We start from the raw sequence: 22,368 nt of genomic DNA on the forward strand, positions 1-22,368 counted from the left end.
AATCCCGGTGCCTGCCCATGCTGCTTGAACTTACCCGCTGGCTGGAGCAGTTGCAGCGCCACTTCGGGCTGTTCAACTACCTCACCTTCCGCGCCATCCTTGCGGCGCTGACCGCGCTCGTGCTGGCGCTGTGGTGGGGGCCGGCGATGATCCGCTACCTGTCCACACTCAAAGGCGGCCAGCCGATCCGCAGCGATGGCCCGCAGTCGCATTTCTCCAAGGCCGGCACACCGACCATGGGCGGTTCGCTGATCCTGGCGTCGATCACCGCCACCGTGCTGCTGTGGGGCGACTTGCGCAACAAGTACGTGTGGGTGGTGCTGGCGGTGATGCTGGGTTTCGGCGCGATCGGCTGGGCCGACGACTGGATCAAGATCGTCAAGCGCGACCCCAACGGCATGCGCTCGCGCACCAAGTACGCGCTGCAGTCGCTGCTTGGCCTGGCGGCGGGCATCTACCTGTTCGCCTTTGCCGACGTGCCGGCGGCGACCACCTTCTATGTCCCGCTCTTCAAGTCGATCGCGCTGCCGATGGCAGGGGTCGGATTCGTCGCAGTCGCCTACTTCTGGATCGTCGGTTTCTCCAATGCGGTCAACCTGACCGATGGGCTCGATGGCCTGGCGATCATGCCGACCGTGCTGGTCGCCTGCGCGCTGGGCGTGTTCGCCTATGCCTCCGGCCATGCCACCTTCGCGCAATATCTGCAGATTCCGAAGGTGCCGGGCGCCGGCGAGCTGATCATCATCTGCACGGCGATCGCCGGCGCCGGCCTGGGCTTCCTCTGGTACAACACCTATCCGGCGATGGTGTTCATGGGCGACATCGGCGCGCTGGCGCTGGGCGCGGTGCTGGGAACCATTGCGGTGATCGTGCGCCAGGAACTGGTGCTGGTGCTGATGGGCGGTATCTTCGTCATCGAGACGCTGTCGGTGATGATCCAGGTCGCCAGCTTCAAGCTGACCGGCAAGCGCGTGTTCCGGATGGCGCCGATCCACCACCACTTCGAGCTCAAGGGCTGGCCGGAGCCGCGCGTGATCGTGCGCTTCTGGATCATCAGCGTGGTGCTGGTGCTGGTCGGTCTTGCCACGCTGAAGGTGCGCTGATGAACGCGGCCGTCCTCGACAACGCCCGCCAGGCCACCCGCATCCACGAGATCGGCGGACGCTACGACCACTGGCTGCTGGGCAGCGTGCTGGCGCTGGCCTGCCTCGGGGTGGTGATGATCGGTTCGGCGGCGATCGCCGGTGGAGGGCAGGGCGCTGGCCCGTGGTATTTCCTCGACCGCCACGCGATCTATCTGTGCCTCGGCCTGGCGCTGGCGGCGGCGGCGATGCGGATCGAGCTGAAGCTCGTCGAGAAGTACGGGCAGTGGCTGCTGCTGGCCTGCTTCCTGGTGCTTGCCGTGGTGTGGGTGCCCTTCGTCGGCAAGTCCGTGAACGGCGCGCGGCGCTGGATCAACCTCGGCCCCGCCAGCTTCCAGGCGGTGGAGATGGTCAAGGTCTTCTACATCATCTGGCTGGCCAGCTATCTCAAGCGCTACAGCGAAGACGTGGTCGTCACCTGGTATGCCATGGCCAAGCCGGTGGGTGTGGCCGTGCTGCTGGTCGGCATGCTGCTGGCGCAGCCGGATTTCGGCTCTTCGGTGCTGCTGCTGGGGATCACCGCCGGGATGCTGCTGCTGGGCGGTGCGCCGATCAAGCGCCTGATCCTGCCGGTGCTGGTGCTGGTTCCGGGGCTCGTCCTGCTGGTGGTGTTCGAGCCTTACCGCATGCGCCGCGTGACGTCGTTCATGGATCCCTGGCAGGATCAGCTCGGCGCCGGCTACCAGCTCAGCAATGCGCTGATGGCGATCGGCCGCGGCGAGTGGTTCGGGGTCGGGCTGGGCGGATCGGTGCAGAAGCTGTCCTATCTGCCCGAAGCGCACACCGACTTCATCTTCTCGGTGATGGCCGAAGAACTCGGGCTGGTTGGCGTGTGCGCCGTGGTGGGCCTGTACGTGCTGCTGGCGGGACGCGCGTTCTGGCTGGGCCTGAAGTGCGTGGAGATGAAGCGCCATTTCTCCGGCTACCTCGCCTTCGGCATCGCGCTGTGGATGACCTTGCAGAGCTTCGTCTCGATCGGGGTCAATCTCGGGATCCTGCCGACCAAGGGGCTGACCCTGCCGCTGGTGTCCTACGGCGGATCCAGCGTGTTGATGACCTGCGCCGCGCTGGGGCTGCTGCTGCGGGTGTCCTGGGAATACGAGCGTGCGGCGCGGCAGGTGGCCTTGCGTCGCGCCGTGGGGTCCACGCCGGCCCAGGGCGCCGCGCCGCAGACGGCGCAGCCGCCCGCCGACGGCGGTGTGCGAAACAGCGCGCGCGGGCGTGGCCGGATCGAGCCGGCGTTTGCGCACACGCCGGCGGAATCCGCCGCCCAATCCGCACTCCGGAGGGCACGTTGAAAGCGATCGCGCCACTGGTGGTGGTGATGGCCGGCGGCACCGGCGGCCACATCTTTCCCGGCCTTGCGGTGGCCCAGGCGCTGCGGGACGCCGGGGCGCGCGTGCGCTGGCTGGGCGCGGACGGCGGCATGGAAACGCGGCTGGTGCCGCAGCAGGGCATCGCCATCGACACCATCGCGGTCAAGGGCGTGCGCGGCAAGGGCCTGCTGACCCTGCTCGGCGCGCCGCTGCGGGTGCTGCAGGCGGTGCGCGCGGCGGCGGCCGTGCTGCGGCGCGAGCGTCCGGACGCGGCGATCAGCTTCGGCGGCTATGCGGCAGGCCCGGGCGGCATCGCCGCGCGGCTGGCGGGCATTCCGCTGCTGGTGCACGAGCAGAACCGCGCCGCCGGGATGACCAACAAGGTGCTGGCGAAGCTGGCGCGCAAGGTGCTGGTCGGCTTTCCGCAAACCTTCGCCAAAGAAACCCTGGTCGGCAATCCGGTGCGCGCGCAGATCGCGCAGGTGCCACCGCCGGAAGCGCGTGGATTCGATCACGGCGGCCCGCTGCGGCTGTTGGTGCTGGGCGGCAGCCAGGGCGCGCGTGCGCTCAATGCGGCAGTGCCGGCGGCGGTGGCGGCGCTGGGGCTGCCGGTGGACGTGCTGCATCAGGCGGGCGAGAAACTTCTCGATGAGGCCCGCGCCGCCTATGCGAAGGCCGGCGTGCAGGCGCGGGTGGAGCCGTTCATCGCCGACATGGCCGCGGCCTACGGTTGGGCCGACCTGGTGGTGTGTCGCGCCGGCGCGCTGACCCTGGCCGAGCTGTGCGCGGTAGGCGTGGGCGGCGTGCTGGTGCCGTTCCCGCAGGCGGTGGACGATCACCAGACCCGCAATGCGCAATATCTGGTCGAGCGCGGCGCGGCGCTGCTGTTGCCGCAGTCCGACGATCTGGCATCGCGTCTGGGCGAAGTCCTGAAGACGCTGGCGACCGATCCCGGCCGCCGCGTGGGCATGGCCCGCGCCGCCCGGGCGCTGGCGCGACCCGACGCCGCGCGCGATGTCGCCGCTGCGGTTCTGGAAACCCTTTCCCCCGAGGTGGCGCGATGAACGCGCATGTTCCCTATCTGCGCCAGATCGGCGATGCCAGCCGGGCGCTGCCGTGCGTCCACTTCGTCGGCATCGGTGGCGCCGGCATGAGCGGCATCGCCGAAGTGATGCGCACCCAGGGCTATCGCGTGACCGGCTCCGACGCCGCCGAGACCCCGGTGACGCGGCGGCTGGCGGGGCTGGGCATCGAAATCCGCAAGGGCCACGCCTCGGCGAACGTGCTGGGCGCCGACTGCGTGGTGATCTCCAGCGCGATCAAGCCGGATAACCCCGAATTGCTGGAAGCGCGCGCGCAGCGCATCCCGGTGGTGCCGCGCGCGGAGATGCTGGCCGAGCTGATGCGCTTCAAGCGCGGCGTCGCGGTGGCCGGCACCCACGGCAAGACCACCACCACCTCGCTGACCGCCAGCGTGCTGGCCGAAGGCGAACTCGATCCGACCTTCGTGATCGGCGGCAAGCTGCTCGCCGCCGGCGCCAACGCGCGGCTGGGCAAGGGCGACTGGCTGGTGGCCGAAGCCGACGAGAGCGACGGCAGCTTCCTGCGCCTGAATCCTGCGGTGGCGGTCATCACCAACATCGACGCCGACCATCTGGAGAACTACGGCGGCGATTTCGAGCGGGTGAAGCAGGCTTTTGCAGAATTCCTGCACCGGCTGCCGTTCTACGGGCTGGCGGTGCTGTGCATCGACAATGCCGAAGTGGCGGCGCTGGCCCACGGCATCACCCGCCATCTGGTCACCTACGGGTTCGATCCCGAAGCCGACGTGCGGGCCGCCGACGTGCGCCAGCAGGGCGGGCGGATGTTGTTCACGCTGTGCCTGCCGGACGGTTCCCGCACGGCGTGCAACCTCGCCTTGCCGGGGCGCCACAACGTGCAGAACGCGCTGGCCGCGGCCGCCATCGGCTGGCAGCTGGGCGTGCCGAACGCGGCGATCGCACGCGCGTTCGAGAACTTCCAGGGGATCGGCCGGCGTTTCAACCAGCTGGCGACCCTGCGGCTGCCGGAGGGTGGCGAAGCGATCCTGGTCGACGACTACGGCCATCACCCCAAGGAACTGGCGGCGGTGTTCGCGGCGGCGCGCGGCGGCTGGTCGGAAAAACGCCTGGTGGTGGCGTTCCAGCCGCACCGCTACACCCGCACCCGCGATTTGTTCGACGACTTCGCGGCGGTGCTGTCGAGCGTCGATGCGCTGCTGTTGACCGAGGTGTATCCGGCCGGCGAGGCGCCGATCGTGGGCGCCGACGCCAAATCGCTGGCGCGCTCGATCCGCACCCGCGGCCGGGTCGATCCGGTGGTGGTCGGCAGCGTCGCCGAACTCGGCGAGGCGCTGGCGGGAATGCTGTGCGACGGGGACCTGCTGCTGATGATGGGCGCGGGCGACATCGGCGCGGCCGCGCAGCAGCTGGCGCGCGACGGGCTGCCGGCCAGCCCGGCCCAGGGAGAACAGACATGAGCCAGGACAAGTTGCCGCCGCTGCGGATCACCGATGCGTCGGCGTTCGGCCGGGTCGCCGTGCTGATGGGCGGCACCAGCAGCGAGCGCGAGGTGTCGCTGGATTCCGGCCGCAACGTGCTGGCCGGACTGCAGGCGCGCGGCATCGACGCGCATGCGGTGGACGGCATCCCGGCGTTGGTCGATGCGCTGGTGCACGGCCAGTTCGACCGCGTCTTCAACATCCTGCACGGCAACCGCGGCGGCGGCGAGGACGGCGTGCTGCAGGGCTTCCTTGCGGCCTTCGAGATTCCCTGCACCGGCTCGGGCGTGCTCGGCAGCGCGCTGACCATGGACAAGATCCGCACCAAGCAGGTGTGGATGAGCACGGGCCTGCCGACGCCGCGTTTCCTGCGCCTGCCGCCCGGCGCCGATCTGCGCGCGGCGGCGGAGGAACTGGGCCTGCCGGTGTTCGTGAAGCCGTCGTGCGAAGGATCCAGCGTCGGTGCCGTGCGGGTGGACAGCGCGGCGGCGCTGGACGAGGCAGAGCGGGTTCAGCGCGAGTATGGCGGCGAAATGCTGATGGAGTCGCTGGTTGTCGGCGACGAATTGACCGTCGCCATTCTCGGCGAGACCGCGCTGCCCTCGATCCGGATCGTGGCCAGGGAAGGCTGGTACGACTACAAGGCCAAGTACCTCGTCGAGGACACCCAATACCTGTGCCCCGGGCTGGAAGGGAACGAGGAAGCCGCGATTCGCGCGCTGGCGCTGCGCGCCTTCCAGGCCGCCGGCGCCAGCGGCTGGGGTCGGGTCGACGTGATGCGCGACGGCGACGGCCGGTTGTGGCTGCTCGAAGTCAACACCGCCCCCGGGATGACCAGCCATTCGCTGGTGCCCAAGGCCGCCCGCGAATTCGGGGTGTCCTTCGAGGAGCTGTGCTGGCGGATCCTGGAGCAGACGCTATGACCGCCGTCACGCGCCTGCTGGCCTGGCTGCTGGCGCTGGCGCTGGTCGCGCTGCCGGTGGCGGGCGTGGTCCAGGGCTGGTGGGGTGGAGCCTACTGGCCGCTGCGGACATTGCGCGTGCAGGGGCCGTTGCAGCGGGTGGATCGGGCGCAGTTGCAGGCGGCGGTGCGGCCGCTGGCGCAGCGCGGTTTCTTCGCCGTCGATCTGGGTGGGATCCAGGCCGCGGTCGCCGCGGTGCCCTGGGTCGAGCATGCGGAAGTGCGAAAGCAGTGGCCGGATGTGCTCGAAGTGCGGATCCGCGAATACCGGCCGGTGGCACGCTGGGGCCAGACGCAGGTGCTGTCCGAACGCGGCCACCTGTTCCCGGTCGGTGCGCTGCGCCTGCCCGCGGGCCTGCCGTTGCTGGACGGGCCGGAGGCGCGGGTGCCCGAGGTCGTGAAGCTGTACAACGAAGCGCGCGGGCAGCTGGCCCGTTCCGGCGGAGTGCGCGGGGTGGCGATCGACCGGCGCGGCAGCTGGTCGATCACCCTGCAGGACGGCACCGATCTCGTGCTGGGCCGCAACGATCCGGAAGCGCGGCTGGCCCGCTTTGCGCCCTTGCTGCCGCAGTTGCAGGCGCAGAACCCGCAGCGCCGTCTGGCGCTGGCCGACCTGCGCTACACGAACGGCTTTGCCCTGACCTGGGTGAAGGCCGAGCCCGCGCCCGAGAACGCATCCGGCAGTCGCGACGCTGCCCCCACGACAAACCCGAGACCCGGCACCAGGACATGAATTCCAAAGGCGGCAAATCCCTCATCGTCGGCCTCGACATCGGCACCTCCAAGGTGACGGCGCTGGTCGGCGAATACGCGCCCGGCGAGCCGATCGAGGTGATCGGCATCGGCACCCACGAATCCCGGGGCATGCGCCGCGGCGTCGTGGTCGACATCGATTCCACCGTGCAGTCGATCCAGCGCGCCGTCGAGGAGGCCGAGCTGATGGCGGGCTGCGAGGTGCGCAGCGTCTATGCGTCGATCTCCGGCAGCCACGTGCAGTGCCTGAACTCCAACGGCGTGGTGCCGGTGCGCGACGGCGAAGTGAGCTACGACGACCTGGCGCGGGTGCTCGACGCCGCCAAGGCGGTGGCGATTCCGGCCGACCAGCGCATCCTCCACGCGATCCCGCGCGAGTACGTGCTCGACAACTCCCAATCGGACATCAAGAACCCGGTCGGCATGACCGGCGTCCGGCTGGAAGTCCATGCCCATCTCATCACCTGCGCGCAGTCGGCGGCGCAGAACATCGGCAAGTGCGTGCAGCGCTGCGGGCTGCAGGTCGACGAGATGATCGTCTCCTCCCTGGCCTCCAGCACCGCGGTGCTCACCGACGACGAGCGCGACCTGGGCGTGGTGCTGGTCGACATGGGCGCCGGCACGACCGACATCGCGGTGTTCGTGCAGGGCGCGATCTGCCATACCGCCAACCTGCCGGTGGCCGGCGACAAGGTGACCGAGGACATCGCGCACATGCTGCGCACGCCCTCGCCGCACGCCGAGGACATCAAGGTCAAGTACGCCTGCGCGCTGGCGCAGCTGGCGCGCGCCGAGGAGAGCATCCAGGTCGAGAGCGTCGGCGACCGCCCGCCGCGGCGGATGCCGCGCCAGAGCCTGGCGCAGACGGTCCAGGCCCGCTACGAGGACATCTTCGAACTGGTGCAGGCCGAACTGCGGCGTTCCGGCTTCGAGGAGCGGGTGCGCGCCGGCATGGTGCTCACCGGCGGCGCTTCGAAGATGGAAGGCGTGGTCGAGCTGGCCGAGGAAATGCTGCAGATGCCGGTCCGGATCGGCGTGCCGCAGCACGTCACCGGGCTGGGCGAAGTGGTGGGCAATCCGGTCCACGCCACCGGCGTGGGGCTGCTGCTGATGGGCAGCAGGGTGGAGGCGCCGAGGCGACCGAAGAAATTGACGGCGGGCAAGCCGGGCGGGCGTGTGGACAGGCTTTTCAAGTGGTTTCGGGGCGAGTTTTAGAGGACAGGGCAGGCAGGCGCGCGGTTCACGAAGCACCAATTACCAATCACCAATCACAACTAGAAAGGACACGGACATGGCACATTTCGAATTGATCCAGCAGGCGGCGCCCAATGCGGTGATCAAGGTCATCGGCGTCGGCGGCGGCGGCGGCAACGCGGTCGCGCACATGGTCAACAGCAGCGTCGAGGGCGTGGAATTCATCACCGCCAACACCGACTCGCAGGCGATCAAGAACTGCGGCGCCAGCCAGCAGCTGACCCTGGGCAGCAACGTCACCAAGGGTCTCGGCGCGGGCGCGAATCCGGAGGTGGGCCGTCAGGCCGCGCTGGAAGACCGCGACGCGATCATGGACGCGCTGCAGGGCGCGGACATGGTGTTCATCACCGCCGGCATGGGCGGCGGCACCGGCACCGGCGCGGCGCCGGTGGTGGCGCAACTGGCCAAGGAAATGGGCATCCTCACCGTCGCCGTGGTCACCAAGCCGTTCCCGTTCGAGGGTCGCCGGCGCATGCAGGTGGCCGCCAAGGGCATCGAGGAGCTGGGCCAGCACTGCGACTCGCTCATCACCATTCCCAACGAAAAACTGATCACCGTGCTGGGCCGCAATGCCACGATGATCCAGGCGTTCCGCGCGGCCAACGACGTGCTGCTGGGTGCGGTGCAGGGCATCGCCGACCTGATCGTGCGCCCCGGCCTGATCAACGTCGACTTCGCCGACGTGCGCACGGTGATGTCGGAAATGGGTCTGGCGATGATGGGCACCGGCAGCGCCCGCGGCGACGACCGCGCGCAGGCGGCGGCCGAGGCGGCGATCCAGAACCCGCTGCTGGACGACGTCAACCTCACCGGCGCCAACGGCATCCTGGTCAACATCACCGCCGGTCCGGATTTCACCATGGCCGAGTTCGACGAGGTCGGCCGCACCGTGGAGCAGTTCGCCTCCGAGGATGCGACCGTGGTGATCGGCACCGTGCTCGATCCGGAAATGCAGGACGAGGTCCGCGTCACCGTGGTCGCCACCGGCCTGAGCCGCGCGACCAGCAGCGTCCGCCTGCCGCAGTCCGAGCCGCGCAACGTGCGCTTCGAGCCGACCGGCGATGCGCCGCGCCGGCCGCATGTGCAGTTGATCAATTCCCAGCCGCGCCGCGACGGCACTACCGGGCTGGCGATCGACGCCGTCGCCGATCCGTTCGAGCCGACCGCGACTTCGTTCGCCAGCGCGCTGCGGCGCGGCAGCGCAGGCACGGCCGCTGCGCCTGCGGCGCCAGTCAGCGCGGAGCTGCCCAAGGACGATTATCTGGACATCCCCGCCTTCCTGCGTCGCCAGGCGGATTGAGGTTGCTTTGTGCAAGTCGCGCCGACCGGGATCGGTTGGCGCGTGGGCGTCGGGCCGCAGCTGCAGCGTCCCGGACTCCAGCGTGGTGCCGGGGACCAGGACGGACCTGACGGCATCGATCCAGGGCCCGCAGGGATGCGGGCGTCCGGTCCATGCACGTCGGACGATCGTCTGGCGTGCCTTTCGGCCGGTCGGTTCGCCGACCGGCCGCTTTCATTGCATCGGCGCAATCCCGCGCCCGCATGCGCTTCCGGCTGGGTTCAGCTACCTGCGTGCTAGGCTTCCACGATGCTTCGTCAACGCACCCTCAAGAACGTCGTTCGCGCCACCGGCGTGGGCCTTCACGGCGGGGAAAAGGTTTTCCTGACCCTGCGGCCGGCGCCGGTCGATGCCGGCATCAGCTTCCGCCGCACCGATCTGGAACCGGACGTGGTGCTGCCGGCCAGCGCGGTGCTGGTCAACGAAACTACCCTGTGCACCGGCCTTGGCCGCGATGGCGTCAAGGTGCAGACGGTCGAACACCTGATGTCGGCGCTGGCGGGGCTGGGCATCGACAACGCCGCCATCGACCTGACCGCGCCGGAAGTGCCGATCATGGACGGCTCGTCCGGGCCGTTCGTGTTCCTGCTGCAATCGGCCGGGATCGTCGAACAGGACGCGCCCAAGCGTTTCATCCGCATCCTCAGGCCGGTGGAAGTGCGCGACGGCGACAAGATCGCCCGCTTCGAGCCCTACGACGGCTTCCGGCTCGGCTTCACGGTCAAGTTCAACCATCCGGCGATCCCCGAGGCGCTGTCCCGCGTCGAACTGGAGTTTTCGACCGAGAACTACATCCGCGAGATCAGCCGCGCCCGCACCTTCGGCTTCATGCGCGACCTGGAAGCCATGCGCGAGCACAACCTGGGGCTGGGCGGCTCGATGGACAACGCCATCGTGCTCGACGAGTTCCGGGTGCTCAACGAGGACGGCCTGCGCTACGCCGACGAATTCGTGCGGCACAAGGCGCTGGACGCGATCGGCGACCTGTACCTGGCCGGGCACGCGATCCTGGGCTCCTACGAGGGCTACAAGTCGGGGCATGCCCTGAACAACGCCCTGGTGCGTGCACTGCTCGTCGACGCGGAAGCCTGGGATGTGGTCAGTGGCGAAACCGCCGAAGCGCTGCCGCTGCCGCGCTATGGCGTCGCGCTGCCGGCGACCTGAAGCACGCCAAAAGGCCGGTTTGCGGCCGAGGCAGGGCCGCCCCGCCACCGTGCAGGCCGCTTCCGCACGGGCCGCTGCCAGTCCGGCGGTCGATCTGCGCGACGTTTCCTGAACGCCGATTACGGCTTTCTTAACAATTTCCGGCAGTTGCGCGGTTAGGATGCGCCGTGGCCGGTTCTGGGAGTGTTCTGCGTTCCCCGATCTTTCCGGCCCGACGACCGTCGCGTCGGAGCTTCTTCCCCGGCGTCCGGTCGCAGCAGATCCAGTGCAGCCGCCAGCCCCGTGCGGGCGGCTGCCGAGATCGGGGCATGACCTCCCGCGTCCGGCGGTAGCGGGCGCAGCGGGCCGGCGGTCGTCTTGACGCCAAGGTCGTTCACCTCGAGCCCGACGGAGCGGGCGGCGTCGATCAATGCGGGTGAGGCCAGCCGAAGCTTGGCGTGCCACATCGGGGAATCGACGACGAAAACCAGCTTGTCCTTGCGGATGTTGGCAAGGCGGGCGTGCGCCGCCAGCCCCTGAGGCAGGTGGGGTCGCAACAACTGGTCCACCGCGTCGAGCCACCGGGCGCGGCGCAAGGTGTCACCGGCCGAGCCGGCGAACAGCGCCTCCAGCGCTGCGCGCGGGCCAGAGGTCGGGGCATCGCCCCGCGGGGGCGTGGATCGCGAGCCAGGCATTGCAAATGATCGAATCGAACGAGCTCCAGGACAACCCGCACGATACCCGCAACCGCGCCGAGCTGTCGCTGGAGCGTTTCCGCCATTGGGCCACCGCGCGCCCGCTGGCCGCGCTGGCGCTGCTGCTCGGCGCCGGCATGCTGTGCGGCGCGGTGCTGCGCAGCGCGGTGGGCATGGCCCAGGTCCAGGTGCTGCAGGCGTCGAACTCCGAGAAGCAGGCCGAGCTGGACCGCGCCAGGCGCGATGCCCAGCGCGAGGTCAATGCGCTGGCGGCGCGGCTGGCCGAACTGCAGGCACAGGCCAACCGCTTGAACGCACTGGGCAGTCGCCTGACCCAGACCGGACAACTCGAGGACGGTGAATTCGACTTCCAGCGGCCGGTGGGTCAGGGTGGCCGCGGCCGCAGCAGCGACATGCCGGTGGCTGAACTGAAGCAGCGGCTGTCGGCGCTGGAAGCCGACTACCGCAATGCCGACACCCAGCTGTCGGTGATCGAATCCCTGCTGTTCAACCGCCAACTCGACCTGCGCGCCACGCCGTCGCGCTACCCGGTGTCCGGCAGCTACATCACCTCGGGCTTCGGCCGTCGCGCCGACCCGTTCGGCGGCGGCGGCGAATACCACAGGGGCATCGATTTCGAGGCCAACCCGGGCGATCCGGTGCTGGCGGTCGCCGATGGCGTGGTCAGCTTTGCTGGCGTGCGCAACGGCTACGGCAACACGATCGAAGTCGACCACGGCAACGGCTACGTCACCCGCTATGCCCACAATTCACGCCTGACCCATCAGGTCGGCGATCTGGTCCGCGCCGGGCAGCAAATCGCCAGCGCAGGCTCCACCGGCCGTTCCACCGGCACCCACGTCCACCTCGAAGTCTGGCAGGACGGCGTGGTGGTCGATCCGCGCCGCTTCCTTGGCCACAACGACGCCCTGGCCCGCCACGGGCCGGCGCAAGGCTGACCAGACGGACGGCGCGCCGGCAGGGCACGCCGCATCCCGTTAAACTGTCCGGCTTCGCTCGGGATTCATGCCCGCAGCGGGACCCGACGTTGTCGCCGATTCCGATGCCGCGCCGCAGGCGCGCATCCCGCCAAGGACTGCATCACCCATGTTCAACAGTTTGCTCACCAGCGTTTTCGGCAGCCGCAACGACCGCCTGCTCAAGCAGTACGGCGGCATCGTCAAGAAGATCAACGCGCTCGAACCGAAGATGCAGGCGCTCTCGGACGACGAGCTCAAGGCCAAGACCGCCGAATTCCGCGCCCGGATCGCCGAAGGCCAGACCCTCAACCGGATCCTCCCGGAAGCCTTCGCGGTCTGCCGCGAAGCCTCGGTACGGGTGTTCGGCATGCGCCACTTCGACGTCCAGCTGATCGGCGGCATGGTGCTGCACGCCGGCAAGATCGCCGAGATGCGCACCGGTGAGGGCAAGACCCTGACCGCGACCCTGGCCGTCTATCTGAACGCGCTCGAAGGCAAGGGCGTGCACGTCGTCACGGTGAACGATTACCTCGCCCGCCGCGACTCGGCGCAGATGGGCAAGCTCTACAACTGGCTCGGGCTGACGGTCGGGGTGATCTATCCCGGCATGAACCACGCCGAGAAGGGCCCGGCCTACGCCTGCGACATCACCTACGGCACCAACAACGAATTCGGCTTCGACTACCTGCGCGACAACATGGCGCTGGCCAAGGAAGACCGGTTCCAGCGCGGGCTGAATTTCGGCATCGTCGACGAGGTCGATTCGATCCTGATCGACGAGGCGCGCACGCCGCTGATCATTTCCGGTCCGGCCGACGAGTCGCCGGAGCTGTACATCAAGGTCAACCAGATCGTCCCGTCGCTGGTGCGGCAGAAGGAAGAGGACGGCGAGGGCGACTACTGGGTCGACGAGAAGCAGAAGCAGATTCACCTCTCCGAAGACGGCCAGGAGCACGCCGAGCAGAAGCTGCGCGAGATCGGCGTGCTCGGGCCCGAGGAGAGCCTGTACGCGGCCCAGAACATCCACATCGTCCACCATCTGAACGCGGCGGTTCGCGCCCATGCGCTGTTCCAGCGCGACGTCGATTACATCGTCAAGGACGGCGAGGTCATCATCGTCGACGAGTTCACCGGCCGCACCCTGCCGGGGCGGCGCTGGTCCGACGGGCTGCACCAGGCGGTCGAGGCCAAGGAAGGCGTGCCGGTCCAGCGCGAGAACCAGACGCTGGCCTCGATCACCTTCCAGAACCTGTTCCGCATGTACACCAAGCTGTCGGGCATGACCGGCACCGCCGACACCGAGGCGTTCGAGTTCGACAACATCTATGGCCTGGAAGTGGTGGTCATCCCGACCAACCTGCCGATGGTTCGCGTCGATCATTCCGATCAGGTCTTCCTCAACCGCGCCGGCAAGTACCGCGCGGTGATCCGCGACATCGAGGATTGCGTGCAGCGCGGCCAGCCGGTGCTGGTCGGCACCACCTCGATCGAGGTGTCGGAATTGCTCAGCAACGCGCTGGATTCCGCCGGGATTCCCCACGAAGTGCTCAACGCCAAGCACCACGAGCGCGAGGCGCAGATTGTCGCCAACGCCGGCGTGCCGGGCGCGGTGACGATCGCCACCAACATGGCCGGCCGCGGCACCGACATCGTGCTGGGCGGTTCGCTGGACGCCGCGCTGGCGGCGCTGGGCGAAGACGCCAGCGAACTCGACCGGCAGCGGGTGAAGAGCGAATGGAAGCAGCGCCACGAGGCCGCCAAGGCCGCCGGCGGCCTGCACATCATCGGCACCGAGCGCCACGAGTCGCGGCGCATCGACAACCAGCTGCGCGGCCGTTCCGGTCGCCAGGGCGACCCCGGTTCCAGCCGCTTCTATCTGTCATTGGAAGACAACCTGATGCGCATCTTCGCCGCCGACTGGGTGCAGAAGGTGATGGCGAAGATGGGCCTGAAGGAAGACGACGTCATCGAGTCGCCACTGGTGACGCGCCAGATCGCCAACGCCCAGCGCAAGGTCGAGGCGCACAACTTCGACATCCGCAAGAACCTGCTCGAATACGACGACGTCAACAACGACCAGCGCAAGGTGGTCTACGGCCAGCGCCGGGAGCTGCTGGAAGCCGAGAGCATCAAGGAGAACATCGACGGCATCCGCGAGGACGTGGTCGCCGCGATGGTCGAACGCTTCGTGCCGCAGAACTCGATTGACGAGCAGTGGGACCTGCCGGGGCTGGAGGCCGAGCTGCTGGGCCAGCTGGGCCTGCAGTTGGACCTGACGGGCCTGCACCAGCGGGAAAGCGAGTTGGACGCGACCGGGATCCTCAGACACGTGGAGGATTCGGTGGCGATGCTGTTTGCCGACAAGGAGGCGCAGATCGGCAGCGACACCATGCGCATGCTGGAAAAGCACGTGATGCTCAATGTGCTCGACCAGAGCTGGAAGGAGCATCTTTCGCGCATGGATTACCTGCGCCAGGGCATCGGCCTGCGCGGCTACGCGCAGAAGCAGCCCAAGCAGGAATACAAGCGCGAGGCCTTCGAGCTGTTCACCGAGCTGCTGGAGAAGGTCAAGTCCGAGGTCGTGTCGCTGCTGGCGCGGGTGCGCATCCGCAGCGAGCAGGAAGTGGCCGACGCCGAGGCGCAGGAACGTGCCCGCGCCGAGGCGGCCGCGCTCCAAGCGCAGTTCCAGCATCCCGATATCGGCGGTCTGGGCGCGGACGAGGAAGCGGCGGACGTGGAGCGCGACCTGGCACAGGCCAACGTCGGCCGCAACGATCCTTGCCCCTGCGGCAGCGGCAAGAAGTTCAAGTACTGCCACGGGCGGCTTGCATAGCAAGCTGCCCGTGTCCAGCCCGCGTTGCGAGCTGGCCCCCCCCAAGGCCGCTGTGCGGCCTCGGGGCCCCACGTGGCGTACCTCCGATCCCTTGCGCCTTCGGCGCGCCCCCCTTACCAAGGGGGGGCTTGGGATGCCGAAATATTCTTGTGCGAACCAACGATGAAGTGCGGTTTGTGAGCCGATGAAGCAGATCCACGTCGTTGCCGCCGTTCTGCGCGATGTGCGCGGCCGGATCCTGCTGGCGCGCCGCACCGAGGGCCGCGAACTGGCGGGGTTGTGGGAGTTCCCGGGCGGCAAGGTCGAGCCGGACGAGTCGCCGGAGGCGGCGCTGGTGCGCGAACTGCGCGAGGAGCTTGGCATCGACGCCACGGTGGGCGCCGAAGTGCTGCAGGTCACCCACGAGGATGCCGTCAAGCGGCTGCTGCTGGACGTGCGCGAGGCGAGTTTCAACGGCAGACCGCGCGGACTCGAGGGGCAGGCACTGGCCTGGGTGCCGCTGCACAAACTGGCCGACTATCCGATGCCGCCGCCAGACCGGCCGGTGGTGGCGGCGCTGCTGGCGCAGGTCTGATTTCAGGACTGATTCCGGACCGGAAGGCCGTCGTCAGAATCCGGCTTCCGACGCCAGGTTGCGGTACAGGCGATCCAGCGCGGCGACCTGCGGCTCCAGCGCCTCGGGCGTCGCCTCGTTGGACAGGACATCGTCGGCGATGGCCAGCCGCTGCGCGCGCGTGGCCTGTGCTCCGATCATCGAACGCGCCAGCGCCGGGTCGATTCCGTCGCGCCGCAGCAGGCGCTGCAGCTGCGTTTCCGGCGAGACGTCGACGACCAGGATGCGCTGCAGCCAGGGATAGGCCTGGCCGCCGCCGCCTTCGGCCAGCAGGGGAATCGAGGCGATCGCGTAGGGCCCGTCCGCCGCCGTGCATTCGGCGTGCAGCGTCGCCCGCACGCGCGGATGGACGATGGCTTCCAGTTGTCGCCGCGCCTGCGGGTCGGCGAACACCCGCTTGCGCATCGCCGCGCGGTCGAGACTGCCGTCCGCCGCAAGCACCTCGGCGCCGAAGGCCGCGACGACTTCGGCCAGTCCGGACGTGCCGGTTGCGACCGCTGCGCGCGCCGCGGCGTCGGCGTCGGCGATGACGATGCCCAGCGCCCGGAACAGCGCCTCCACGGTGGATTTGCCGGAGGCCACGCCGCCGGTCAGGCCGAGGATGAAGCCGCTCATGGCCGGCGCGCCTTGCGCATCGTCGTCACGGTGCCGCCGCGTCAGTCGTTGGCGGCCGACAGCTCCGCGCCGCGCGTCCGCGCCGCGTGGATGGCGTCGGCCACCAGCCCGCGCAGGCCGCCGGCCTCGAACCGTTCCAGCGCGGCCTGGGTGGTGCCGTTGGGGGACGTCACGCGCTTGCGAAGCTCGGCGGCATCGACGCCGGATTCGACCAGCATGCGGCTGGCGCCGAGCACGGTCTGCAGCGCCAGCGCACGCGCCGCTTCCGGCGCCAGACCTTCCCGGATGCCGGCGTCGATCATCGCCTCGGCCAGCAGGAACACGTAGGCCGGGCCGCTGCCGGACAGGGCTGTGACAGCGTCCATCTGCGCTTCGTCGTCGATCCAGACGGTCGTTCCGGCGGCGGCCAGCAGCGCCTGCGCCAGCGCGCGTCCGTCGGCATCGACGCCGGGGCGGGCGTACAGCCCGGATGCGCCCGCGCCCAGCAGGGCGGGCGTGTTGGGCATCACCCGCACGACCCGGATGCCGCCGCCCAGCCAGCGGTCAAGCTGGTCGCTGGTGATGCCCGCCGCGATCGAGACGACCAGCGGCGCCTGCGCCTGCCGTGCCTGTGCGGCCAGCCCTTCGCAGACCGGCCGCATGACCTGCGGCTTCACGGCGAAGATCCAGGTGCCGGCGCCTTCGACGGCCTGCGCCGCCTGCTCGAACACGGCCACCCCGAAATCCCTGTGCAGTGCCTCGCGCAACGGCGATACCGGTTCGGCGACGCGGATGTGGGCCGGGTCGATGCCCTGGCGCAGCAGGCCTCCGATCAGGCTGCGCGCCATGTTGCCGCCGCCGATGAAAGCAAGTGGGCGGGAACTGGACAGCCGTTCGGCGATCGATTGCGGGGAGGCTGGGGTTTCGGAAGGACTCATGGGAATGGCGGATCCTGACAATCAGGGTTTGGGCGGGCGGGGGCCGAACAGGGCGCTGCCGACCCGGACCATGGTCGCACCTTCCTCGATGGCGGCGAGGAAGTCCTCGCTCATGCCCATCGACAGGGTGTCCAGATCGGGGTGGTTGGTCCGCAGCGCGTCGAATTGCGCGGCCATCGCCCGGAACGCGGCGCGCCGGCGCGTCATGTCGGGCTCGGGTGCGGGGATCGCCATCAGCCCGCGCAGACGCAGGCGCGGCTGGTCGGCGATGGCGGCGGCCAACGGGGCGATTTCCTGCGGCCGGCAGCCGTGTTTGCCGGCCTCGTCGTCGATGTTCACCTGGATCAGCACGTTGAGCGGCTCCAGCGCTTCCGGGCGATGGCGCGCCAGCGCGGTCGCCAGCCTGGCGCTATCCACGGTCTGCACCCAGTCGAAGGCGCGCGCGGCCAGATCGGCCTTGTTGGACTGCAGGTGGCCGATCAGGTGCCATTCCAGGCTGAGCGCGCGCAGCGCCTCGATCTTCGGCAGGGCTTCCTGCACGTAGTTTTCGCCGAAGGCGCGCTGCCCAGCCGCGGCGACGGCCGCGATCGCCTGCGCGTCGCGGGTTTTCGAGACGGCGACCAGGCGGGCGGCTGGCCTGCCGCCGGCGTGAGCTGCGTTAGCCATCGAGGAGAGGATTCGTCCGAGGGCGGGTCCGGGGTCGGGGATCGGAGGCATGGGCGGCGTGAGCAGCGTGGGCGCGGCGGTTGTACGTGGACGCATCTGGCGCTCATACTGCGGCATCGGGATCGCGGCGCCAACCGGCGGCCGGCGGTCAGGGGATCGACAACACAACTGAACGGCGCGGGGGAAACGCATGGATATTGCCGAACTGCTGGCATTCTCGGTCAAGAACAAGGCCTCGGACTTGCACCTGTCGGCCGGCGTGCCGCCGATGATCCGCGTCGACGGCGACGTGCGGCGCATCAACATCCCCGCGCTCGACCACAAGCAGGTTCACGCGCTGGTGTACGACATCATGTCGGACAAGCAGCGCCGCGACTACGAAGAGTTCCTCGAGTGCGACTTCTCGTTCGAGATCCCGGGCCTGGCGCGTTTCCGCGTCAACGCCTTCAACCAGAATCGCGGCGCCGGCGCCGTGTTCCGCACCATTCCCTCGGAAGTGCTCACCCTGGAAGACCTCGGCTGTCCGCGCATCTTCAAGGAACTGATCGAGCAGCCGCAGGGGCTGATCCTCGTCACCGGGCCGACCGGCTCGGGCAAGTCGACCACGCTGGCGGCGATGATCGACCACATCAACAAGAAGGATTACAGCCACATCCTGTCGGTCGAGGATCCGATCGAATTCGTGCACACCTCGCAGAAGTGCCTGATCAACCAGCGCGAAGTGCACCGCGATACCCACGGCTTCAACGAAGCGCTGCGCTCGGCGCTGCGTGAAGACCCGGACATCATCCTGGTCGGCGAGTTGCGCGACCTGGAAACCATCCGCCTGGCGCTGACCGCAGCCGAGACCGGCCACCTGGTGTTCGCCACCCTGCACACCAGTTCGGCGGCCAAGACCATCGACCGCATCATCGACGTGTTCCCCGCCGGCGAAAAGCCGATGGTGCGTTCGATGCTGTCGGAATCGCTGCGCGCGGTGATTGCGCAGGCGCTGCTGAAGAAGATCGGTGGCGGCCGGACTGCGGCCTGGGAAATCATGGTCGGCACCCCCGCGATCCGCAACCTGATCCGCGAGGACAAGGTGGCGCAGATGTATTCGTCGATCCAGACCGGACAGGCGGTGGGCATGCAGACCCTCGACCAGCATCTGCAGGATCTGACCAAGCGTGGCATGGTGAGCCGCAAGGAAGCTTACGACTATGCCAAGGACAAGCGGCTGTTCGAGTAATTCGGGAGCAACGACATGAGCAGCATCGATTTCACCTCGTTCCTCAAGCTGATGGCGCACCAGAAGGCGTCGGATCTGTTCATCACCGCCGGTATGCCTCCGTCGATGAAGGTCAACGGCAGGCTCAGCCCGATCACCCAGAATCCGCTGACGCCGCAGCAGTCGCGCGACCTCGTGTTGAACGTGATGTCGCCGCAGCAGCGCGAGGAATTCGAAAAGACCCACGAGTGCAACTTCGCCATCGGCGTGGCCGGTGTCGGTCGTTTTCGCGTGAGCTGCTTCTACCAGCGCAACCAGGTTGGCATGGTGCTGCGCCGGATCGAGACCCGCATCCCGACGGTGGAAGAACTGAGCCTGCCGCCGGTGATCAAGACGCTGGCGATGACCAAGCGCGGCATCATCATCTTCGTCGGCGCCACCGGCACCGGCAAATCGACCTCGCTGGCGGCGATGATCGGCTACCGCAACGCCAATTCGACCGGCCACATCATCACCATCGAGGACCCGATCGAATTCGTGCACAAGCACGACGGCTGCATCATCACCCAGCGCGAAGTCGGCATCGACACCGACAGCTGGGAGAACGCGCTGAAGAACACCCTGCGCCAGGCGCCCGACGTGATCATGATTGGCGAGGTGCGCACCCGAGAGGGCATGGACCACGCGATCGCCTTCGCCGAAACCGGCCACCTGGTGCTGTGCACCCTGCACGCCAACAACGCCAACCAGGCGATGGACCGCATCATCAACTTCTTCCCGGAAGACCGCCGCAGCCAGCTGCTGATGGATCTTTCGCTCAACCTCAAGGGCGTGGTCGCGCAGCAGCTGGTGCCCACCCCGGACGGCAAGGCGCGCCGGGTGGCGATGGAAATCCTGCTCGGTACGCCGCTGGTGCAGGATTACATCCGCGACGGCGAGATCCACAAGCTCAAGGAAGTGATGAAGGAATCCGTGCAGCTGGGCATGAAGACCTTCGACCAGAGCTTGTTCGAGCTGTACCAGGCCGGCGAGATCAGTTACGAGGATGCGCTGCGCTTCGCCGACTCCTCCAACGAAGTGCGCCTGCGGATCAAGCTGGCTCAGGGCGGCGACGCCAACACGCTGGCACAGGGTCTGGACGGGGTGCAGGTCGCCGAGGCGCGCTGAGCGCGTCTGGCTCCGGTGCGCGCCGTTCTTCCTGCGTCGGCGCTGCTCTCGTCGGGCCGTGCCGGTGCGGTCGCATGATGTCGCGGTTCGGCGCTGCGCCGTCTGGTGGCCACGCTAGAATGGCCCCATGAACGCGACCGACCACAGCTTCGGCAACCACCTGCTGATCGCGCTGCCGTCGCTGCAGGACGCCAATTTCGAACGCAGCGTGACGCTGATCTGCCAGCACGATGGCGACGGCGCCATGGGCGTGATCGTCAATCGGCCGTCCGAATACACCATCGGCGAAATCCTGCGCCAGATGGGCGTGGAGTGCGGCGATGACGCGCTCGACCAGCGACCGGTGCTCAGCGGCGGGCCGGTGCATCCCGAGCGCGGTTTCGTCCTCCACGACGGCGGTCGCGGCTGGGATTCCAGCCTCGAAGTCGGCGATGGCCTGTACCTGACCACCTCGCGCGACGTGCTCGAGGCGATGGCGCGCGGCGAGGGGCCGCCACAGTCGCTGGTGGCGCTGGGCTGCGCCGGCTGGGGCGCGGGCCAGCTCGAACAGGAGCTGGTGGACGACAGCTGGCTGCTGGTGCCCAACCGCCGCGACGTGCTGTTCGACCTGCCGCTGGCGCAGCGCTGGCAGGCCGCCGCGGGGAGCATCGGCGTGGATCTGGTCAATCACGCCAGCCACAGCGGTCACGCGTGAGCGCGGAACCGCAGGCGGACGCGGCGCCGGGCATCGCGGCGGACGCGACCGTGCTCGGGTTCGACGTCGGCACCCGGCGGATCGGGGTGGCGATCGGAAATCCCCTGGTGGGAACCGCGAAGTCGATCGGAATCGTTGCCGTGCATGCCGCCGGCCCGGACTGGGGCGAAGTCGAGCGGCTGCTGAGGCAATGGCGGCCGGGCGGCCTGGTCGTCGGCGACCCGATGACGCTGGACGGCGGCGACCAGCCGATCCGCAAGGCGGCCCATGCCTTCGCCCGCGAACTGCGCCAGCGCACCCGGCTGCCGGTGGCGCTGGTGGACGAGCGCAACAGCTCGCAGGATGCGGCCCGCCGTTTTGCCGAGGCGCGCGCGAGCGGGCACAGCCGGCGCCGCGAAGCCGAAGTGCTCGATGCGCTGGCGGCGGTCGTGATCGTCGAGCGCTGGTTCGCCGCGCCGCGGGACGCAACGCCGGTTGCGTAGGGGCTGTTGGCTGTAGCGCCCCAAAGGATCGAAAGAGCTTTCGAGGGGCAGTCTTGACTTCCGGAAAAATTCGCGCCTGCAGGGCGCTGCGTGCGGCACAAGCTGCGACAATAGCCGGCCATGAGCCTGCAAATTGACGAAAACGGTCGTCTGCGTCACCTGCTCGATCTGGCGACGCTGCCGGTCACCGCGATGGATGCCCTGTTGCGCCGCGCGCAGGCGTTTGCCGATGGCGCACAGGTGTCCGACGCGCTGTCCGGCCGGGCCGTATGCACGCTGTTCTTCGAGCCGTCCACCCGCACACGCCTGAGCTTCCAACTGGCGGCGCAGCGGCTGGGCGCGCAGATCCTCAACTTCGATGCGTCCACGTCGTCGGCGACCAAGGGCGAAACCGACCTCGACACCTTCCGCAACCTGCAGGCGATGGGCGTGCGTGGCTTCGTGGTGCGCCACAAGGCCGATGGCGCCGTGGCGGCGCTGGCGCAGGCGACGGCGCCGGGCGTCGCGATCATCAATGCGGGCGATGGTCGCAGCCATCATCCCAGCCAGGGCCTGCTGGACATGCTCACCCTGCGGCAGGCCAAGGGCGAGGATTTCTCGAAACTCAAGGTCGTGATCGTCGGCGACGTGAAGCATTCGCGGGTGGCGCGCTCCGACCTGCACGCGCTGCGCGCGCTGGGCTGCGGCGAGATCCGCGTGTGCGGGCCGGCGACGCTGCTGCCGGACGACGACACCTTGCACGGCTGCACCGTCACCGGCGATTTCGACGCCGCGCTGAACGGCGTGGACGTGGCGATGATGCTGCGCCTGCAGCGCGAGCGCATGGTCGAAGGTCTGGTCGCCTCGCTGGACGACTACCACCGCGACTATGGGCTGACCGCAGTCCGCCTGCGCCGCGCCGCGGCGGACGCCATCGTCATGCATCCCGGCCCGATGAACCGCGGCATCGAGATCACCGACGAAGTGGCCGACGGCCCGCAATCGTGGGTGCTGCGCCAGGTCGCCAACGGCGTCGCGGTACGGATGGCGGTGCTGGAGGCGGTGCTGTCATAG

21 protein-coding genes are annotated in these 22,368 nt (G+C 68.8%); 17 read left to right on the top strand and 4 right to left on the bottom strand.

The genetic code is table 11. The features are described 5' to 3' along the window. Window positions 1–17 precede the first annotated feature (17 nt). The 9 genes from mraY to lpxC all read left to right on the top strand — a co-directional run bounded on the left by mraY (window position 18) and on the right by lpxC (window position 10,467). Entirely contained in the window at window positions 18–1,103 is a 1,086-nt protein-coding gene (mraY, locus tag Q0X16_RS09965; protein WP_297833635.1) for a phospho-N-acetylmuramoyl-pentapeptide-transferase, read from the top strand. Next, window positions 1,103–2,440, top strand: a complete 1,338-nt coding sequence (ftsW, locus tag Q0X16_RS09970; protein ID WP_297833640.1) for a putative lipid II flippase FtsW — start codon at window positions 1,103–1,105, stop codon at window positions 2,438–2,440. Before mraY ends, ftsW begins: the two co-directional genes overlap by 1 nt. A gap of 26 nt (window positions 2,441–2,466) precedes the next feature. Next, window positions 2,467–3,522, top strand: a complete 1,056-nt coding sequence (gene murG / locus Q0X16_RS09975) for an undecaprenyldiphospho-muramoylpentapeptide beta-N-acetylglucosaminyltransferase (RefSeq protein ID WP_345780289.1) — start codon at window positions 2,467–2,469, stop codon at window positions 3,520–3,522. Beyond that, a complete protein-coding gene (gene murC, locus Q0X16_RS09980) occupies window positions 3,519–4,976 on the top strand; it encodes a UDP-N-acetylmuramate--L-alanine ligase (RefSeq protein WP_297833642.1) in 1,458 nt (485 codons plus the stop codon). Before murG ends, murC begins: the two co-directional genes overlap by 4 nt. Further along, window positions 4,973–5,920 carry a D-alanine--D-alanine ligase gene (locus tag Q0X16_RS09985; RefSeq protein ID WP_297833644.1) on the top strand — a complete coding sequence of 316 codons (948 nt, stop codon included), beginning with the start codon at window positions 4,973–4,975 and terminating at the stop codon, window positions 5,918–5,920. The genes murC and Q0X16_RS09985 overlap by 4 nt, the downstream gene beginning before the upstream one ends. Beyond that, window positions 5,917–6,690, top strand: coding sequence for a cell division protein FtsQ/DivIB (locus Q0X16_RS09990; protein WP_297833647.1), 774 nt, complete (start codon window positions 5,917–5,919; stop codon window positions 6,688–6,690). The genes Q0X16_RS09985 and Q0X16_RS09990 overlap by 4 nt, the downstream gene beginning before the upstream one ends. Then, entirely contained in the window at window positions 6,687–7,925 is a 1,239-nt protein-coding gene (gene ftsA / locus Q0X16_RS09995) for a cell division protein FtsA (protein WP_297833649.1), read from the top strand. Before Q0X16_RS09990 ends, ftsA begins: the two co-directional genes overlap by 4 nt. A 76-nt stretch (window positions 7,926–8,001) precedes the next feature. Continuing rightward, window positions 8,002–9,264, top strand: a complete 1,263-nt coding sequence (gene ftsZ / locus Q0X16_RS10000; protein ID WP_297833652.1) for a cell division protein FtsZ — start codon at window positions 8,002–8,004, stop codon at window positions 9,262–9,264. Window positions 9,265–9,552: 288 nt separating this feature from the next. Continuing rightward, window positions 9,553–10,467, top strand: a complete 915-nt coding sequence (gene lpxC, locus Q0X16_RS10005) for a UDP-3-O-acyl-N-acetylglucosamine deacetylase (RefSeq protein WP_297833655.1) — start codon at window positions 9,553–9,555, stop codon at window positions 10,465–10,467. 155 nt (window positions 10,468–10,622) lie between these two features. Here lpxC and Q0X16_RS10010 read toward each other — a convergent pair whose 3' ends face one another. Further along, on the bottom strand, window positions 10,623–11,141 hold the full coding sequence (locus Q0X16_RS10010) for a DUF721 domain-containing protein (RefSeq protein WP_297833658.1): 519 nt from the start codon (window positions 11,139–11,141) through the stop codon (window positions 10,623–10,625). Window positions 11,142–11,146: 5 nt separating this feature from the next. On the opposite strand from Q0X16_RS10010, the gene Q0X16_RS10015 reads away from it, so the two are divergent. The 3 genes from Q0X16_RS10015 to Q0X16_RS10025 all read left to right on the top strand — a co-directional run bounded on the left by Q0X16_RS10015 (window position 11,147) and on the right by Q0X16_RS10025 (window position 15,528). Beyond that, the gene (locus Q0X16_RS10015) at window positions 11,147–12,100 is read left to right on the top strand and encodes a M23 family metallopeptidase (RefSeq protein ID WP_297833661.1); all 954 of its coding nucleotides are present in this window, start codon (window positions 11,147–11,149) and stop codon (window positions 12,098–12,100) included. Between the two features lie 148 nt (window positions 12,101–12,248). Beyond that, window positions 12,249–14,954, top strand: coding sequence for a preprotein translocase subunit SecA (gene secA / locus Q0X16_RS10020; RefSeq protein ID WP_297833663.1), 2,706 nt, complete (start codon window positions 12,249–12,251; stop codon window positions 14,952–14,954). Window positions 14,955–15,138: 184 nt separating this feature from the next. After that, window positions 15,139–15,528 (top strand): NUDIX domain-containing protein, encoded by a 390-nt coding sequence (locus Q0X16_RS10025; RefSeq protein WP_297833666.1) that lies wholly within the window; start codon window positions 15,139–15,141, stop codon window positions 15,526–15,528. 33 nt (window positions 15,529–15,561) lie between these two features. Here Q0X16_RS10025 and coaE read toward each other — a convergent pair whose 3' ends face one another. From coaE to Q0X16_RS10040, 3 genes are read right to left on the bottom strand one after another with little or no spacing between them, the layout of a single operon-like run. Beyond that, window positions 15,562–16,182 (bottom strand): dephospho-CoA kinase, encoded by a 621-nt coding sequence (gene coaE / locus Q0X16_RS10030; RefSeq protein ID WP_297833668.1) that lies wholly within the window; start codon window positions 16,180–16,182, stop codon window positions 15,562–15,564. Between the two features lie 41 nt (window positions 16,183–16,223). Continuing rightward, a complete protein-coding gene (proC, locus tag Q0X16_RS10035; RefSeq protein ID WP_297833670.1) occupies window positions 16,224–17,099 on the bottom strand; it encodes a pyrroline-5-carboxylate reductase in 876 nt (291 codons plus the stop codon). Between the two features lie 21 nt (window positions 17,100–17,120). After that, window positions 17,121–17,816, bottom strand: a complete 696-nt coding sequence (locus Q0X16_RS10040; protein ID WP_297833727.1) for a YggS family pyridoxal phosphate-dependent enzyme — start codon at window positions 17,814–17,816, stop codon at window positions 17,121–17,123. A 139-nt stretch (window positions 17,817–17,955) separates the two neighbouring features. Between Q0X16_RS10040 and Q0X16_RS10045 the strand changes: the two genes are divergently transcribed. The 5 genes from Q0X16_RS10045 to Q0X16_RS10065 all read left to right on the top strand — a co-directional run bounded on the left by Q0X16_RS10045 (window position 17,956) and on the right by Q0X16_RS10065 (window position 22,368). After that, a complete protein-coding gene (locus Q0X16_RS10045; RefSeq protein WP_297833675.1) occupies window positions 17,956–18,993 on the top strand; it encodes a type IV pilus twitching motility protein PilT in 1,038 nt (345 codons plus the stop codon). A 15-nt stretch (window positions 18,994–19,008) separates the two neighbouring features. Then, window positions 19,009–20,139 carry a PilT/PilU family type 4a pilus ATPase gene (locus Q0X16_RS10050; RefSeq protein ID WP_297833678.1) on the top strand — a complete coding sequence of 377 codons (1,131 nt, stop codon included), beginning with the start codon at window positions 19,009–19,011 and terminating at the stop codon, window positions 20,137–20,139. 127 nt (window positions 20,140–20,266) lie between these two features. After that, window positions 20,267–20,833 (top strand): YqgE/AlgH family protein, encoded by a 567-nt coding sequence (locus tag Q0X16_RS10055; protein WP_297833681.1) that lies wholly within the window; start codon window positions 20,267–20,269, stop codon window positions 20,831–20,833. After that, window positions 20,830–21,315, top strand: a complete 486-nt coding sequence (gene ruvX, locus Q0X16_RS10060) for a Holliday junction resolvase RuvX (protein ID WP_297833683.1) — start codon at window positions 20,830–20,832, stop codon at window positions 21,313–21,315. Before Q0X16_RS10055 ends, ruvX begins: the two co-directional genes overlap by 4 nt. Window positions 21,316–21,435: 120 nt before the next feature. After that, a complete protein-coding gene (locus Q0X16_RS10065) occupies window positions 21,436–22,368 on the top strand; it encodes an aspartate carbamoyltransferase catalytic subunit (protein WP_297833686.1) in 933 nt (310 codons plus the stop codon).

This window comes from Thermomonas sp. (assembly GCF_025993755.1).
In the GTDB taxonomy this organism is placed as follows: domain Bacteria; phylum Pseudomonadota; class Gammaproteobacteria; order Xanthomonadales; family Xanthomonadaceae; genus Thermomonas.

What these genes read in the sequence shown, in the direction of transcription:
- mraY (WP_297833635.1), top strand. Translation starts at nt 18, where the DNA reads ATGCTGCTTGAACTTACCCGCTGGCTGGAGCAGTTGCAGCGCCACTTC.
- ftsW (WP_297833640.1), top strand. Translation starts at nt 1,103, where the DNA reads ATGAACGCGGCCGTCCTCGACAACGCCCGCCAGGCCACCCGCATCCAC.
- murG (WP_345780289.1), top strand. Translation starts at nt 2,467, where the DNA reads ATGGCCGGCGGCACCGGCGGCCACATCTTTCCCGGCCTTGCGGTGGCC.
- murC (WP_297833642.1), top strand. Translation starts at nt 3,519, where the DNA reads ATGAACGCGCATGTTCCCTATCTGCGCCAGATCGGCGATGCCAGCCGG.
- Q0X16_RS09985 (WP_297833644.1), top strand. Translation starts at nt 4,973, where the DNA reads ATGAGCCAGGACAAGTTGCCGCCGCTGCGGATCACCGATGCGTCGGCG.
- Q0X16_RS09990 (WP_297833647.1), top strand. Translation starts at nt 5,917, where the DNA reads ATGACCGCCGTCACGCGCCTGCTGGCCTGGCTGCTGGCGCTGGCGCTG.
- ftsA (WP_297833649.1), top strand. Translation starts at nt 6,687, where the DNA reads ATGAATTCCAAAGGCGGCAAATCCCTCATCGTCGGCCTCGACATCGGC.
- ftsZ (WP_297833652.1), top strand. Translation starts at nt 8,002, where the DNA reads ATGGCACATTTCGAATTGATCCAGCAGGCGGCGCCCAATGCGGTGATC.
- lpxC (WP_297833655.1), top strand. Translation starts at nt 9,553, where the DNA reads ATGCTTCGTCAACGCACCCTCAAGAACGTCGTTCGCGCCACCGGCGTG.
- Q0X16_RS10010 (WP_297833658.1), bottom strand. Translation starts at nt 11,141, where the DNA reads ATGCCTGGCTCGCGATCCACGCCCCCGCGGGGCGATGCCCCGACCTCT.
- Q0X16_RS10015 (WP_297833661.1), top strand. Translation starts at nt 11,147, where the DNA reads ATGATCGAATCGAACGAGCTCCAGGACAACCCGCACGATACCCGCAAC.
- secA (WP_297833663.1), top strand. Translation starts at nt 12,249, where the DNA reads ATGTTCAACAGTTTGCTCACCAGCGTTTTCGGCAGCCGCAACGACCGC.
- Q0X16_RS10025 (WP_297833666.1), top strand. Translation starts at nt 15,139, where the DNA reads ATGAAGCAGATCCACGTCGTTGCCGCCGTTCTGCGCGATGTGCGCGGC.
- coaE (WP_297833668.1), bottom strand. Translation starts at nt 16,182, where the DNA reads ATGAGCGGCTTCATCCTCGGCCTGACCGGCGGCGTGGCCTCCGGCAAA.
- proC (WP_297833670.1), bottom strand. Translation starts at nt 17,099, where the DNA reads ATGAGTCCTTCCGAAACCCCAGCCTCCCCGCAATCGATCGCCGAACGG.
- Q0X16_RS10040 (WP_297833727.1), bottom strand. Translation starts at nt 17,816, where the DNA reads ATGCCTCCGATCCCCGACCCCGGACCCGCCCTCGGACGAATCCTCTCC.
- Q0X16_RS10045 (WP_297833675.1), top strand. Translation starts at nt 17,956, where the DNA reads ATGGATATTGCCGAACTGCTGGCATTCTCGGTCAAGAACAAGGCCTCG.
- Q0X16_RS10050 (WP_297833678.1), top strand. Translation starts at nt 19,009, where the DNA reads ATGAGCAGCATCGATTTCACCTCGTTCCTCAAGCTGATGGCGCACCAG.
- Q0X16_RS10055 (WP_297833681.1), top strand. Translation starts at nt 20,267, where the DNA reads ATGAACGCGACCGACCACAGCTTCGGCAACCACCTGCTGATCGCGCTG.
- Q0X16_RS10065 (WP_297833686.1), top strand. Translation starts at nt 21,436, where the DNA reads ATGAGCCTGCAAATTGACGAAAACGGTCGTCTGCGTCACCTGCTCGAT.